The organism is Flavobacterium nitrogenifigens (genome assembly GCF_003254565.1).
In the GTDB taxonomy this organism is placed as follows: domain Bacteria; phylum Bacteroidota; class Bacteroidia; order Flavobacteriales; family Flavobacteriaceae; genus Flavobacterium; species Flavobacterium nitrogenifigens.
This window is the reverse complement of the sequence record NZ_QJRI01000163.1, coordinates 1-15028: the sequence shown is the minus strand read 5'-3', so window position 1 is coordinate 15028 and position 15028 is coordinate 1. Positions and strand designations below refer to the sequence as shown.

The window sequence follows — 15028 nt, the reverse complement described above, 5'->3', positions numbered from 1 at the left end:
GAATTGGAATTATGAAAAATGAAAAAGACAACTTAGAAGAATTATTTAACAGATTTGAAAACCAATGGGATATTCAGGAGTTAAATCCGGATCATCAGATGGATTTTCTTCAAAAACTAAACAAAAAAGAGCCTAAGAAACGATATTGGTTCGTAACTGCTATTGCCGCTTCGATTGTATTGATGCTTGGAGTCTCTCTTTTTTATAAAAATGAAAAACCAAAAGAATTCAAATTTGCCTCTAAAGAAACTAAACGTACCGATTCTATTTTTAATATTCTAATTGATAATGAACTGGTTAAACTGAAAGAGAAAAATTCGCCAGAAAATCAGCAGATTATTGATGATGCAATGAAACAGATGAAAACTTTCGATGCTGATTATCAAAAAATCATCAATGAATTGCAAAAAAATGGAGAAAACAAACAGATTATTTATGCGATGATCAGCAATCTCCAAACGCGTATTTCTTTTTTACAAACCGTTTTGAAAAGAATTGAAGACAATGAAAAACTAAAAAACACCTCTAATGAAAAAACACTATAATTTACTAATCTTACTTCTTTTGATTCCTTTCTTAGGATTTTCAAATGATGACACTTATATAACGAAACAAAAAAACATTAAAAAAACCTATATCGTAAATTCGAACGCTGGAATCGATATTGACAACAAATACGGAAGCATCACTGTAACAACTTGGGATGAAGATAAAATTGATCTTGACATTACGATTAAAGTGAATGGACCAAATGAAAATTGGGTAAATGAACGCTTGAACAACATTGATGTAAATATCACTGCTCTTAAAAGTTTGGTAACAGCTGTAACATCGCTAGGAAGTTCTAATGTTAAGAGTAAAGGAAGCAATAATAGTTTTGAGATCAACTATGTGATTAAAATTCCAAAAAACGGAACAATTAAACTAGCCAATAAATACGGAAATATTTCTATTCCAAGTGCAGAATCTTCTACAGATATTGAATGCAAATACGGAAAAGTTACTTTGGGAAAATTAAACGGAACTAATAATCAAATATCAATTCAATATTGCCAAAATTCAAGTATTGATTACATAAAAGCAGGAAATATCGACGCTAGATATTCTGGATTGAAAATTAATGATTCTGGAAATCTTAATATCAATGCGAACTATACAGATGTTAATCTAAATGACGGTCAAAATATTAAAGCTGACTGTAATTATGGCACGTTTAAATTTCAAAAAATCAATTCTTTAAGTGGTTCTGGAAATTACATGACTTTTATTATTGGAGAAGTATCAAGCAACTTTAGTTATGACACCAATTACAGTAAAATCAGTATCGGAACTGTGACTGAAAAAGCTGGAAATATTAGCATAAACTCAGGATATACAGACATTACAATCGGTTATGTTCCAAACTACGCTTTTGATTTTGATATTTCAGCAAAATATTCAAATATCAAACATGACAATTCTTTAGAAGTTTCTGTTTCTGAAGTCAAAAGTAACAGCAAAAGAATCGCAGGATTTTACAAGAAAAAAGGCCAGAATAAAATCAATATCAATTCGAACTATGGAAATATTTCACTAACAAAAAATTAATCATCTAAAAATCAAAACAATGAAAAAGTCAATTTTACTTACAGTATTAAGCTTGTTTTTAATTACCGTAAATTCTAATGCGCAAACAAAAATAAGCGGAAATGGTAATATCACTACCGAAACAAGAACAACTGGAGACTATGACGGTATAAGAATCTCTGGATTCTTTGATGTAGATTTAGTAGCCGGAAAAGAAGGAAAAATCACCCTTAAAGGAGAAGAAAATTTATTATCTAAAATCAAAGTTGAAGTTGAAGGAAACGAATTGAAAGTTTATGTAGAGAAAGGAATACAACTACGCACCAGCATGGGCAAAAAGATAGAAGTGACAGTTCCATTCGAAAAAATATCGGCAGTTACTTTATCTGGATCTGGCGATGTAAAAAGTAAAAACAAAATCAACAGCGATAGTTTTTCAGCAAAACTTTCAGGATCAGGAAATTTTGACTTAGATGTTGATTCTAGAAATTTTGATTTAGCCCTAAGCGGTTCTGGCGATATTGTTTTAAAAGGAAAAGCAGATTCTTTTACAAGCAAAATATCTGGATCAGGAAATGTTAATGCATCTAATTTAAAATCGCAAGCTGTAGATGTAACTGTTTCTGGTTCTGGAAATAGCGTAGTAACCTGCGAAACAAGTATTACTGGAAGAGTTTCTGGTTCTGGAAATATTAAATATTTAGGAAATCCAGAGAAAAGAGATGTAAAAGTTTCTGGTTCTGGAAAAATCTACAAAGGTTAATTAGTTAAATAAAATATCGCAAATTACATAACTATCATCAATCAATAATTAATTGCAATTTGTGATATTATTATTAAAGACGTTTCAATTAATTTGAAACGTCTTTTTTATGCACTCTTCTCAATAAAAATATTGATGTAATAAAGAATATTGCCAAGATTACAATCGCCGCACGCGGACTTCCCGTAATCTGATCGATAATTCCGTAAACACACATTCCAATTACAATTCCGATTTTTTCTGCTACATCATAAAAACTAAAAAATGATGCCGTATCTTCTGTTTCTGGCAATAACTTAGAATAGGTTGAACGAGATAATGCTTGAATTCCTCCCATTACAAATCCAGCCACTGTAGCCATTACATAAAAATGCGTTGGTAATGTTATAAAGTAAGCTAAAGCACAGAAAACTGCCCAAATCGCGTTGATAAAAATCAAAGTTGGAACGTTGCCAAACTTTTCAGAAGCTCTAGAAGTTAAAACCGCACCCACAACAGCTACTAATTGAATTATTAAAATACAAATAATCAAGCCAATTGTGCTTTGCTCTTTGGTTTCCCATTGAATTTCTTGAGCTCCAAAATAAGTTGCTACAAGCATTACAGTCTGAACAGCCATACTAGAAACAAAAAATCCGCCCAAATAACGTCTTAAAGGAATATTATCTTGTAATAGTCCCCAAACCTTTTTTAATTCTTTAAAGCCATTAAAAATTACAGATTTTGTTAGCTTCTGCCCTGTTTCTTTACTTCCTTTTGGCAAATAATAATAAGTGTATTGACTGAATAAAATCCACCAAACTCCAACCATTACAAAAGAATAGCGCATTGCTTTCATTGCAGCTTCCCCTTCAGTTCCTGATATTCCGAAGATTTTTGGTTTCATTATCATTGCTAAATTTATGATTAACAAAATAACACTTCCTATATAACCTAAAGAATATCCTTTTGCACTAATTCTGTCTTGCTGCTCCTCAAAAGCAATATCTGGCAGATAAGAATTATAAAAAACCAAACTCCCCCAGTACCCTAATAATCCAAGGAAATAGAATGCTAATCCGACATAAATATTTTCAAGATCAAACCAATATAATCCCATACATGATAAAGCTCCCATGTAACAGAAAAACTTCATAAACGATTTTTTATTCCCCACATAATCGGCAATTCCAGACAATAAAGGAGAAATAAAAGAAACTACTAAAAACGCCGCAGCGGTAATAAAACTAATTAAGGCAGAGTTTTTAAGATGCATTCCAAAAACATCGATATAATGATCACGATCGCTGAATAACGCTTCATAAAAAATTGGAAATACTGCCGAAGCGATTGTAAGTGTGTAAACTGAATTGGCCCAGTCATAAAATGCCCAAGCATTTAAAAGCTTCTTATCTCCTTTTTGTAGGTTTTTCATAGAAATGGTTTTGTTAATAGGCTACGAATTTATCCATTTTTTACGATAAACAAATAGAATTTATTCAAATCGTACATTATTAAATCATGAAGTGTACTAAAACAAAAAAAGCTACTCCAAAGAATAGCTTTTAAATATATTTTTCATGTATTACTTTATCGTTCCAACTTTAAGCGCAATAGCTTTTGCTTCTGGAATTAAGGCTTTAATATTAGCAATCCTTGTAGCATCAGAAGGGTGTGTACTCATAAATTCTGGTGTAGAAGTCCCTCCAGATTTAGCCGCCATTCTGCTCCAGAAAGCAACAGCATCATCTGGATTGTAACCTGCAATTGCCATCAAAGTCAAACCGATTTTGTCGGCTTCACTTTCATTGCTTCTGCTAAATGGGAGCATAACTCCAACCTCAGAACCAATTCCGTAAGCTTGTGCAAATATCTGCTGTGTTGCTTCAGATTTTCCGCTTGTTGCTGCTCCTAGTGCTGCTCCACCAATTTGTTGCAATTGTGCGGCAGACATTCTTTGCGCACCGTGATTTGCTAAAGCATGAGAAACTTCGTGCCCCATTACCGTTGCCAAACCAGATTCATTTTGCGTAATGGGCAAAATTCCAGAATACACTACAATTTTACCTCCTGGAAGACACCAAGCATTTACTTCCTTATTATCGACCAATTTATATTCCCAGCGATAATCTTTTAAGTATTGCGTCTGACCTAAATAATTTAAATATTTTTCTACAGCAGCTTTAATCTTAAATCCTACAGTTTCTACAAGTTTTGCATCTGCTGTTCCCGTAATAACTTTGTTCTCAGTTAAAAACTGGCTATATTGCTGAAAAGAAGATGGAAATAATTCGCTATTCGAAACAAAATTCAAGTTTTGTTTCCCAGTAATCGGATTTGTTGCACACCCCATCATAAGTGCTCCAAAAACCCCTAAAAACACATACTTTTTCATAATTTGAGCTATTTTAGTAACAAAAATACGATTAAAAAAGATAAAATGTTTTATACATTACGGCAAAAAAATATCAAAATTTAACTAGTCTCCAATAATATGCAACTCATTAAACTCTTTATCAACAATCAAGAAATGATTTAAATCAAAATTAATTTTATCAAATTCAATTTTTTCATTGTCAATTTCAATTTCTGTAACTTTAAATGGAAGTCCAATTAAATTGATTTTATATTTAGAATAAGGAGTTTCATATTTCCCTTCTTTGTGAAGCTGAATAATAAGCTCTTTTTCTTTTCCTATATTTCTAAGTGACAAATAGCTGTAACGCCCTTTTTTATAATCATAACCGTCTTGGGCATCTTCATAAACCGCCGATTGCTCTTTGCCATTTTTATAGTAAACGTCAAGTGTCAGTTCATCAAATTCTAATTCGCCTACATATTGCTGAACCGGATACTTAGGAATAATAGCACCCGCTTTTACAAAAACCGGAATCTCATCAAATTTACTATCAATCCAGATTTCTCTTCCTCCAATAAAAAGCTCATTTGTCCAGTAGTTATACCATTCTCCTCTAGGAATATACATACGTCTACCTACAGCGTTAGGTTCAAGTATTGGGCAGACCAAAATTTGGTTTCCAAAGATAAATTCATCGTTTCGATAATGGGTCTGCGTATCGTCCTGATCAAAATAAACTAGTGGTTTTAACATCGGAACTCCTTCTTCAATATATTGCCAAAACATGGTATATAAATAAGGTAATAATTGATAACGAAGGCTAACAAATTTTCTAGTGATATTAATTACTTCTTCATCAAATGACCACGGTTCCTGATTTCCATGATCTCCAGAAGAATGTGTTCTACAAAACGGATGAAAAACGCCTAACTGAATCCAACGTGCATATAACTCGCCTGAAGGCTGTTCTGCAAATCCTCCGATGTCAGAACCTGTGAATCCCATTCCGGAAATAGACATTCTCTGCACTTGTATGTTTGCAATCCATAAATGTTCCCAAGTAGCCACATTATCTCCTGTCCAAGAAGAAGTATATCGCTGCGCTCCAGAATAAGCCGATCTTGTAATTACAAATGGACGTTTCGGATAAGCAAATCGTTTCACACCATGATACGTTGCCCTTGCCATTTGCGTTCCGTAAATATTATGTGCTTTTCTATGACTGCAAGGATTTCCATCGTAAAAGTGGCGAACGTCCATCGGAAATGTTTTATTTGGAACTTCCATTACTGCAGGTTCATTCATATCATTCCAAACTCCTTTTACGCCAATTTCTGAAACTAATTCTTTAAATAAACCAGCCCACCATTCTCTAACTGCAGGATTTGTATAATCAGGAAAATTACATTCCCCTGGCCAAACTTTTCCTTTCATATAAGGTCCGTCGGCTCTTTTACAGAAATAATCTTTTTCTAAAGCTTCCTTGTAAACCCAGTAATCTTTGTCAATTTTAATTCCTGGATCGATGATTACAACGGTTTTAAAACCATCCTCGGCTAATTCAGCGACCATTTTTTTTGGATCTGGAAAATAGTTTTTATTCCAAGTAAAACATCGAAAACCATCCATATAATCAATATCTAAATAAATGGCATCACACGGAATTTGAAGTTCCCTGAATTTTGAGGTGATTTCTTTTACTTTACTTTCTGGATAATAACTCCATTTGCATTGATGATAGCCTAAAACCCAAAGTGGTGGCAATTCTGGTTTTCCTGTTAAATCGGTATAAGTAGTTACAACATCTTGCATTTGCGGGCCATAAATGAAATAATAGTTCATTTCGCCACCTTCAGCCCAAAAACTGGTAATATTTCTTCTCTCCTGACAAAAATCGAAGAAAGTTCTAAAAGTATTGTCAAAAAATATTCCGTAAGACTGTTTGTTGTGCAAGCCAATGTAAAACGGAACCACTTTATATAAAGGCTCCTGATCTTTTTGGTAAGCATATTGGTCTGTAGCAAAATTTTCTACTCTCTTGCCCTTAAGATTCATTTGAGTGGCTTTATCTCCAAGACCGTAATAACATTCACCATCTTTAGAGTATTTGCTCATTTTTACAATATTTCCGCCATATTCGTAGCTTTCTTCCCAATGAAAACCAAGCTCATCTTCTAGAATTAAAAAATCGTTTAAATCATAAATGGAGAGACGAAGATCTGCTTTTTGGATTTTACATTTTACTTTGCTTGTTCTAATTTGGAAATACGTTTCTTCTTCAGTAAGTTCCAAAAAATTATAACCGTGAAGCTGCGTTTTATCAATAGCGTATGAGAAGTCGTTACTGAAATAGCCTTTTGTAGTAAAACGAAATCGAATTAAACTATCTCGAAGAATAGTAACTTTTAAAATTACTTTGTTATCCGTGTTAAAGAAAATAGAATCTCCTTCATGTTCATAAGAGACAATTTTTGATGGGTATAAATCGCCTTTGTATTCTAATGATGTGTTTGTAATCATATCTCGAATGAATTAATTTAATATTTTCCTCCTATTCAAACATACAAAAAAAGTTCGTAACACCCTATGAATAAAAGGTTTATTAACGAAAACGTTTTTTCTGAATGAGTTTCAAATTACAAAAGAAAAAATCAGCAATTTGACAATTTTGAAACGATATAATGACAAAATCTCACTTCAAGATTTTTTATTCAACCAAAGAATATACAGTAACACTTAAAGGCGGTAAAATTAATGCCGCAGAAAAATCTCTCCCATCATAAGCAATTGTTTCAGTTTTTAATGCTTTAGAATTTCCGACACCGCCTCCACCATAAATTACAGCATCACTATTAAAAATCTCTTGCAATTTTCCTTTTTTAGGAATTCCTATTCTGTAATTCTCTCGAACAACTTGAGTAAAATTACAGACCACAATTAAATTCTCATCAGGATTATTTCCTTTTCGGATGTAAGATAAAATCGCATTTTGATGATCTGAATAATTAATCCATTCAAAACCATCACCTCTAAATTGCTTTTCATACAAGGCAGGTTGAGACTTATACAATTGATTCAAATCTGTAATCAATCTTTTTATTCCAGAATGAAAGTCATATTGCAACAAATGCCAGTCTAAACTTTGTTCAAAATTCCATTCAGAAGTTTGACCAAATTCGGCTCCCATAAACAAAAGTTTTGTTCCTGGATGTGTAAACATATAACCGTACAACAATCTCAAATTTGCAAAACGCTGCCATTCGTCGCCAGGCATTTTATAAATAAGCGAATTTTTTCCATACACCACTTCATCATGCGAAAACGGAAGCATGAAATTCTCAGTAAAGGCATAAGTCATCGAAAAAGTCAATTCATTCTGATGGTATTTCCTATAGACCGTCTCTTTTTGAAAATATTTAAGAGTGTCGTGCATCCATCCCATCATCCATTTCATTCCAAAACCTAAACCACCTACAGAAGTGGGTCTTGAAACCATAGGAAACGAAGTACTTTCTTCTGCAATAGTCTGAACTCCATCAAAATTAGAGTAAATTACTTCATTAAATTCTTTAAGAAAACTAATTGAGTCCAAATTTTCTCTTCCTCCAAAAATATTAGCTTCCCATTCGCCATCTTTTCTAGAATAATCCAAATAAAGCATAGACGCTACAGCATCGACTCGAAGTCCGTCTATATGATAATTTTGAAGCCAAAAAACAGCGTTACTAATTAGAAAAGCACGAACCTCATTTCTTCCATAATTAAAAACCAAGCTCTTCCAATCTGGGTGATATCCTTTTCTGCGATCAGGATGTTCATACAAATGAGAACCATCAAAAAAACCTAAACCGTGCGCGTCATCTGGAAAATGAGACGGAACCCAATCTAAAATTACTCCAATTCCTTCCTGATGCAATCGATCCACCAAAACCATAAAATCCTGTGGTTTGCCAAAGCGTGAAGTCGGTGCAAAATAACCCGTTAATTGATATCCCCAAGAAGGATCGTACGGATATTCCATAACAGGCATGAACTCAACATGTGTAAAACCAGTTTCTTTTACATATTTGACTAAATCATCTGCAAGTTCCAAATAAGTCAAAAACCGATTATGTTCTGCTCTTTTCCAAGATCCTAAATGCACTTCATAAACTGAATATGGTTTATCTAATGCATTATATTCCTGACGCTTCTGCATCCAATTTTGATCTTTCCACTTATAATCCAAATCCCAAACTACAGAGGCTGTGTGAGGAGGTTTTTCGCAATAACGAGCAAAGGGATCGGCTTTTTCGGTAATTACACCATTGATATTGGATTGAATTTTATACTTATAAAGCGCTCCTTTCGAAATATCAGGAATAAATCCTTCCCAAATTCCCGAAGAATCCCAGCGTACATTTAAATTATGTTCGCCCTGTGTCCAATAATTGAAATCGCCAACTACAGAAACAGACTGAGCCGTTGGAGCCCAAACAGCAAAATAAACGCCTTTAACTCCATTCACCTCAATTAAGTGAGCTCCTAATTTTTCATATAATCTGAAGTGTTTGCCCGCTTTGAATAAATCTATATCAAAATCAGTAAAAAGAGAATGTGCGATTACTTTTGTCATATTTGGTTTTTATGGCGATTGGAATTTGGATTTTGGAATAGAGATTTTTTATATTGTTTTTTCAGGTTTTATTCAATTCTAAAATTATCAGAAAGAGTAACTCCTTTTTTAATAACTACGATTCCATCTTTTATGCTGTACAATTCATTCGTAAAATTGTCCAAATGTTTGCCTCCGCTAATATGAACATTGTTTCCAATACGCACATTTTTATCAATCAAAGCGTTATTTATAAAGCAGTTTTCGCCAATTCCGACATGAATTTTATTAATACTGCTTTCATGGTTCATTTCATCAAGATCTTGATAAAAATCGTTCCCCATAACATAGCAATTTTCTAAAACAGTTCCTTCTCCAATTCTTGAACGAATTCCAATAACCGAACTTTTTATTTCTTTTGCATTGATAATACAACCTTCTGATATCAAAGATTGGTTGATAATTGAATTTCTAAATTTAGATGGTGGCAGTAATCTCGGTCTTGTAAAAATTTTATTCTCATTATCAAATAAATTAAACTCCGGAATATCTGCTGTTAGACCAATATTAGCTTCAAAAAACGATTCAATATTTCCGATATCAGTCCAATATCCTTCATATTGATAACTTAATATTTTATGTTTTCCAACAGATTGCGGAATAATTTCTTTACCAAAATCTTTGGTTTCTTGGTCAGCCATCAATTCTTCCAGCAATGACTTATTGAAAATATAAATTCCCATCGAAGCCAGATATTTTTTGCCTTTTTCCTGCATTTGCTCACTCACTTCAGATTCCCATTCTGGCAATAACGAAGCATGCGGTTTTTCTATAAAAGCATGAATATTATTCTCGTGATCGGTTTTAAGAATTCCAAATTCTGGCGCATCCTTAGCATTTACAGGTAAAGTTGCAATAGAAATTTCGGCATCTGCAGCAATGTGCGCTTCCAGCATTTCATTAAAATCCATTTGATACAATTGATCCCCAGAAAGAATTAAAGCATGATCGAAATCGTGTTTCAAAAAATGAGACATACATTGCCTTACAGCATCGGCCGTACCTTGAAACCAAGTTGGATTATCAGGAGTTTGTTCAGCAGCTAAAATATCAACAAAAGACTGGCTGAAAATACTAAAATTAAAAGTGTTTTTAATGTGAGCATTTAGAGATGCCGAATTAAATTGTGTCAAGACAAATATTTTAAAAATATCAGAATTGATACAATTCGAAATAGGGATATCAACCAAACGATACTTTCCACCAATCGGAACCGCCGGTTTTGATCTTGTTTCTGTCAATGGAAATAAACGTGAACCTTGTCCACCTCCTAAAATAATGGCGACTACATTTTTCTTTTTAAATTTCATCTTGCTGAATTATTAAGTTGTATATTTCGATATATTCTTGGCAAACTCTTTCCCAGGAATGATCTGCTGACATTCCTCTTTTTAAAACTTTATTGAAATTTATTTTATCCTCATACAACCTAACCGCACGATTTATTGAATAGCATATATCAGCCACAGAAGCTTGATCATGACAAACTCCGTTTCCTTCATCTCCAAAATCAATAACCGTATCTCTCAATCCTCCCGTTCTTCTAACAATCGGAATTGTTCCGTATCTCATCGCATACATCTGATTTAATCCGCATGGCTCTACCCTTGAAGGCATTAAAATATAATCTGAACCCGCATAAATCAAATGTGCTAATTCTTCATTATAACCTATAAAAACATTGTAATTTCCTTTATAATCATTCCTTAACTGAGTCAACTGTGATTCAATTTCAGCATTTCCAGAGCCTAAAACCAAAATATTAATTTCTTCGAAATGTTCTGACAAAACCAAAGCAGAAGCATGCGGAAGCAAGTCTCCTCCTTTTTCCTCAAACAATCTACCAATAAAGCTAAACAGTGGTTTTGAAGGATCTAAATCAAATTCTTCACACAGTTTTTCTTTATTTTTCTTTTTTCCTACTTCAAAATCTTCAATCGAGTAATTTTCTGCAATCATTTGATCTTTCATCGGATTCCAAACTTCAATATCAATTCCGTTTAAAATTCCTCGTGATTTGTTTCGTACAGAATTAAACAAAGATTCTAAACCATTGGCAGAAATATTAATTTCATTTAAATAACTTGGAGAAACGGTAGTTACTGCGTTCGCACATTTGATACCTACTGCCAAAGAATTTATCGAATTATTCCATTCTAAAAATCCAACATGCCTCAAATCAAATTCTGGCAGATAATACAGCTTATCAAAACCAAACCATCCTTGATACAAACCATTATGAATTGTTATGGCAGTTTTCACATCTTTTAAATTCTCATATTTATAAGCAAATTGAAGCAAAAATGGAATAACTCCAGTATGGTGATCATGGCAATTGATAATATCTGGAATTTTATTTCGTGCTATAATCCAATCGAGTGTTGCAATTTGAAAAGATAAGAATCTTTCTATATCATCTTCGTACCCATAAACATTCGGACGATTAAATAATTCATCAATTTCTATTAGGTACAGTTCATATCCTAATTTATCAGTGGTTTCCTTTAAGACGCTAAACGGAAAATGAAAATTTCCTAATTTAACTGTTCCCCAATGAACACATTCAAAATCATTTTCACGTTTAAACTTTGTGTCATAACAAGGAATTACAACTCTAACATCATGTCCTGAAGATTGCTGATATTTAGGCAATGCACCAACTACATCTCCCAAGCCTCCAACCTTTGCCACAGGATAACATTCTGCACTAATATGAAATATTTCCATTCAAGAAATTAATTTATGATTATAGATAAGAAGCAATCATTTAAATGCTATTTTTATGCTTTTTAAATTTAGCAAAAAAACAAGCAAAATCCTTCTTTTAAATCAGTTTTATTGAAATGGCAAAAAAGGCAATTAATCCTACTAAATCATTAAAAATTCCGAAGATTATTATAATTTCTGCGAAAATTTGTGCTTTTATATCAACAAAATTAGTTACAAAATTTGCCGCAAAAATTTTTACAAGTCCAATAAAGCATAAAGTTCCAAAACGCGAGTTGGAAATGGATTCGCAAAGTCAGCAAAAATTAGTTTATGTTCCTGCTATTGACAAAAGTGTAGTCACTTATATATATGGTAAAAGCCAACGAAAAGTATTACTGGTTCACGGCTGGTCAGGAAGAGGAACTCAACTTTTTAAGATTGCTGATGAACTACTAGCAAATGGCTATTCTACAATTAGCTTTGATGCGCCTGCTCATGGAAAATCAAAAGGACAAACCACAATAATGTCTGAATTTATAGCTTCTATATTAGAAATAGAAAAACAATTTGGTCCTTTTGAAATTGCAATAGGACATTCTTTAGGCGGAATGTCTGTCCTTAACTCTATCAAAGACGGACTTAAAGTAGAAAAAGCAGTAATAATAGGAAGTGGTGATATAGTTCAGGATATTTTAGATGAATTTATATTTAAATTAGGATTGAAGAAAGAAATTAGCATACATCTAAGAGATTATTTTGAAAGTATGTACCAAGTTAAAATGGATGATTTTTCAGCTTATAAAGCTGCTCAGAAAGTAGAAATCCCCGTTTTGGTTATGCATGATAAAGACGATCCTGAAGTTTCAGTTAAAGCAGGAATACATATTCATGAAAATCTTAAAGATGGCACTTTGTTTTTAACTGAAGGACTTGGACACCGAAAAATCTTAGGAAATCAGAATGTTATTAAAAAGATTTTAGATTTTATTAAAAATGCTTAAATTTATTCATATAAAAAACTAATTATCAACATCTTAAATTTCAGCCAAATGAATCTATTTAGTGAAGATGAAGATTGGGAAGCTAAATTGAAGCCTATTTTAAGAAAATACAAAGGCAAGAAGCATCCGCTTGAATATCAAAATACTTATCAATTATTAGTGATGGTTATTCTCTCTGCGCAAGATTCTGACGCCAATATAAATACAATAGCACCAAAACTATTCGAAAAATATCCAACATTAAAAAGTATATCGCAAACAGATATAGAAACTTTTACATCACACATTACTAAAGTTCGAAATTATACCACAAAAGCACAATGGATTCTAGATATAGCAAAAACTATTAAAGAAGATGCAAATATTCCTTTAACAATGTCAGGTTTGACAGCGCTAAAAGGCGTTGGAAGAAAATCTGCGAATGTTATACTAAGAGAAACAAATAAACCCGCAGAAGGAATTATTGCTGACTTACACGTTATTCGTGTTGCACCGAGAATCGGAATTATAAAAGAAAGTAAAGATGGAAATAAGGTAGAAAAAGATTTAATGCAAATTCTTCCTAAGAATATTTGGTCGGAAATAGGAATGGCAATTTCTTTTTTGGGAAGAGAGACCTGCAGACCAAAACCGAAATGTATTGAATGTCTTTTAGCAGATATTTGTCTTTATTATAATACAGAAGTAATCTAACTACTTCCTTCTAGTATCAATTAAATAAATAATCTTCCAAGAATCTTTTTCTTTAAATAATGTGAAGGCATTCACTCCTGTATGACTTAATTTATCATTGATATAAAATTCATATGGAGTCCAAACATGTGCCATACTCCCATCAATCTGAATATTATAGCTTAAAATCTTCTCTTGAAATTTCATGCTTACAGGAATTGAAGCAATAGATTTATAAAATTCTTTTGCGCTTTCATTAGACAATTTATTCCCTTTTACAGTGCTTTCGCTAATGGATTGCAAAATTATTTTATCTCCACAAACTAATTTGATCTTTGCAGAGTCTCTCTGATGAAATCCATCAAAAAAAGATTCAATACATTTCTGAATTTCTTGTTTTTGAGCATTACATGATAATCCAAAAAGAAGAAATAAAATAATTACGTAAGTCCTCATAACTCTTAGATATTAAACACCAAATTGAGAAAAATGATGATCCAGATGTTTTGCAAACATATTATTCCACTCTTTAGATGATAGTTTACCAAATGAAAGAGATTCTTTCCCTTCAAATTCTTTTTCTCCTAATTCTTGCGTTTTTTGAATATAAGAAATCAATCTGCTTTTTTCCAGATCAAAATCACGATCTCCTTTAATAATAAATTGCGGAGCCGTACTAAGATTTCTTGGATAAGGAGATTCGCTTACTACTTTATTCTTAGCCAATAGTTTTAAAAGAAGTTTCATAACAACATTTGGTTTAGGATGAATATTATCATAAACCATTTCATACGTTACATTGCAATGAGCTAACATTTGATCAACAGACATCTTACCCCAAAGTGGTCTTGAATCAGATTTAAGCTGATTCGCTCTATTTACAAATTGATCACAATCTTCTTTCAGAAAAACATTTTGCATAGTTTACAAATATTATAATAACAAAGTAAAAATATAAAATTTAGAGGCTGCTCTCAATTTAATCCAAAAAAAAACTTCAATTAGCAAAAGCTAATTGAAGTTTTAGTACTCAGAGCGGGACTTGAACCCGCACGAACATTGCTGTTCACTGGATTTTAAGTCCAGCGTGTCTACCAATTTCACCATCCGAGCATTATGTGGTACCTCCAGGGATCGAACCAGGGACACATGGATTTTCAGTCCATTGCTCTACCATCTGAGCTAAGGTACCATTATCACTTATATTTCTATAAGTGAAGATTAGAATAAAAAACCCCGTTAATGTAAACAGGGTTTTCAAAAGAAAGGCGACGACATACTCTCCCACAATGATGCAGTACCATCTGCGCAGGCGGGCTTAACTT

The 15028-nt window shown here is 32.7% G+C and carries 13 protein-coding genes and 2 tRNA genes; 5 read left to right on the top strand and 10 right to left on the bottom strand.

Features of this window, described 5'->3' with window-relative positions:
- Positions 1–11 precede the first annotated feature (11 nt).
- Genes DM397_RS04100 through DM397_RS04090 form a run of 3 tightly spaced genes read left to right on the top strand, consistent with a single transcriptional unit; the run spans position 12 to position 2329 of the window.
- Positions 12–545, top strand: a complete 534-nt coding sequence (locus DM397_RS04100; RefSeq protein WP_111376325.1) for an anti-sigma factor — start codon at positions 12–14, stop codon at positions 543–545.
- Positions 529–1587: a hypothetical protein gene (locus DM397_RS04095; RefSeq protein WP_111376324.1), complete on the top strand. Its 1059-nt coding sequence runs from the start codon at positions 529–531 to the stop codon at positions 1585–1587. The genes DM397_RS04100 and DM397_RS04095 overlap by 17 nt, the downstream gene beginning before the upstream one ends.
- Before the next feature lie 19 nt (positions 1588–1606).
- Entirely contained in the window at positions 1607–2329 is a 723-nt protein-coding gene (locus tag DM397_RS04090) for a head GIN domain-containing protein (protein WP_111376323.1), read from the top strand.
- Positions 2330–2417: 88 nt separating this feature from the next.
- On the opposite strand, the gene DM397_RS04085 is transcribed toward DM397_RS04090, so the two are convergent.
- From DM397_RS04085 to DM397_RS04060, 6 genes are all read right to left on the bottom strand, one after another.
- The gene (locus DM397_RS04085; protein ID WP_111376322.1) at positions 2418–3743 is read right to left on the bottom strand and encodes an MFS transporter; all 1326 of its coding nucleotides are present in this window, start codon (positions 3741–3743) and stop codon (positions 2418–2420) included.
- Positions 3744–3893: 150 nt separating this feature from the next.
- Entirely contained in the window at positions 3894–4703 is an 810-nt protein-coding gene (locus DM397_RS04080; RefSeq protein WP_111376321.1) for a M48 family metallopeptidase, read from the bottom strand.
- 84 nt (positions 4704–4787) lie between these two features.
- A complete protein-coding gene (locus tag DM397_RS04075) occupies positions 4788–7187 on the bottom strand; it encodes a glycoside hydrolase family 31 protein (protein WP_111376320.1) in 2400 nt (799 codons plus the stop codon).
- Between the two features lie 187 nt (positions 7188–7374).
- Complete coding sequence (gene glgB, locus DM397_RS04070) at positions 7375–9282, bottom strand: 1,4-alpha-glucan branching protein GlgB (protein ID WP_111376319.1); 1908 nt, start codon at positions 9280–9282, stop codon at positions 7375–7377.
- 68 nt (positions 9283–9350) lie between these two features.
- Positions 9351–10631, bottom strand: a complete 1281-nt coding sequence (locus DM397_RS04065) for a glucose-1-phosphate adenylyltransferase (protein ID WP_111376318.1) — start codon at positions 10629–10631, stop codon at positions 9351–9353.
- The gene (locus tag DM397_RS04060; protein ID WP_111376317.1) at positions 10621–12048 is read right to left on the bottom strand and encodes a glycogen synthase; all 1428 of its coding nucleotides are present in this window, start codon (positions 12046–12048) and stop codon (positions 10621–10623) included. Before DM397_RS04060 ends, DM397_RS04065 begins: the two co-directional genes overlap by 11 nt.
- Before the next feature lie 116 nt (positions 12049–12164).
- On the opposite strand from DM397_RS04060, the gene DM397_RS04055 reads away from it, so the two are divergent.
- Both DM397_RS04055 and DM397_RS04050 read left to right on the top strand, forming a co-directional pair.
- A complete protein-coding gene (locus DM397_RS04055) occupies positions 12165–13031 on the top strand; it encodes an alpha/beta hydrolase (RefSeq protein ID WP_111376316.1) in 867 nt (288 codons plus the stop codon).
- 48 nt (positions 13032–13079) lie between these two features.
- Positions 13080–13724, top strand: coding sequence for an endonuclease III domain-containing protein (locus DM397_RS04050; RefSeq protein WP_111376315.1), 645 nt, complete (start codon positions 13080–13082; stop codon positions 13722–13724).
- On the opposite strand, the gene DM397_RS04045 is transcribed toward DM397_RS04050, so the two are convergent.
- From DM397_RS04045 to DM397_RS04030, 4 genes are all read right to left on the bottom strand, one after another.
- Positions 13725–14159, bottom strand: coding sequence for a nuclear transport factor 2 family protein (locus DM397_RS04045; protein WP_111376314.1), 435 nt, complete (start codon positions 14157–14159; stop codon positions 13725–13727).
- Between the two features lie 12 nt (positions 14160–14171).
- Positions 14172–14624, bottom strand: coding sequence for a DUF1569 domain-containing protein (locus tag DM397_RS04040; RefSeq protein WP_111376313.1), 453 nt, complete (start codon positions 14622–14624; stop codon positions 14172–14174).
- Between the two features lie 106 nt (positions 14625–14730).
- A tRNA-Leu gene (locus DM397_RS04035) sits at positions 14731–14816 on the bottom strand.
- Between the two features lie 6 nt (positions 14817–14822).
- Positions 14823–14895 (bottom strand) — tRNA-Phe (locus DM397_RS04030).
- Between the last annotated feature and the right edge of the window lie 133 nt (positions 14896–15028).

What these genes read in the sequence shown, in the direction of transcription:
- DM397_RS04085 (WP_111376322.1), bottom strand. Translation starts at nt 3,743, where the DNA reads ATGAAAAACCTACAAAAAGGAGATAAGAAGCTTTTAAATGCTTGGGCA.
- DM397_RS04095 (WP_111376324.1), top strand. Translation starts at nt 529, where the DNA reads ATGAAAAAACACTATAATTTACTAATCTTACTTCTTTTGATTCCTTTC.
- DM397_RS04060 (WP_111376317.1), bottom strand. Translation starts at nt 12,048, where the DNA reads ATGGAAATATTTCATATTAGTGCAGAATGTTATCCTGTGGCAAAGGTT.
- DM397_RS04040 (WP_111376313.1), bottom strand. Translation starts at nt 14,624, where the DNA reads ATGCAAAATGTTTTTCTGAAAGAAGATTGTGATCAATTTGTAAATAGA.
- glgB (WP_111376319.1), bottom strand. Translation starts at nt 9,282, where the DNA reads ATGACAAAAGTAATCGCACATTCTCTTTTTACTGATTTTGATATAGAT.
- DM397_RS04080 (WP_111376321.1), bottom strand. Translation starts at nt 4,703, where the DNA reads ATGAAAAAGTATGTGTTTTTAGGGGTTTTTGGAGCACTTATGATGGGG.
- DM397_RS04050 (WP_111376315.1), top strand. Translation starts at nt 13,080, where the DNA reads ATGAATCTATTTAGTGAAGATGAAGATTGGGAAGCTAAATTGAAGCCT.
- DM397_RS04045 (WP_111376314.1), bottom strand. Translation starts at nt 14,159, where the DNA reads ATGAGGACTTACGTAATTATTTTATTTCTTCTTTTTGGATTATCATGT.
- DM397_RS04065 (WP_111376318.1), bottom strand. Translation starts at nt 10,631, where the DNA reads ATGAAATTTAAAAAGAAAAATGTAGTCGCCATTATTTTAGGAGGTGGA.
- DM397_RS04055 (WP_111376316.1), top strand. Translation starts at nt 12,165, where the DNA reads ATGGCAAAAAAGGCAATTAATCCTACTAAATCATTAAAAATTCCGAAG.
- DM397_RS04090 (WP_111376323.1), top strand. Translation starts at nt 1,607, where the DNA reads ATGAAAAAGTCAATTTTACTTACAGTATTAAGCTTGTTTTTAATTACC.
- DM397_RS04100 (WP_111376325.1), top strand. Translation starts at nt 12, where the DNA reads ATGAAAAATGAAAAAGACAACTTAGAAGAATTATTTAACAGATTTGAA.
- DM397_RS04075 (WP_111376320.1), bottom strand. Translation starts at nt 7,187, where the DNA reads ATGATTACAAACACATCATTAGAATACAAAGGCGATTTATACCCATCA.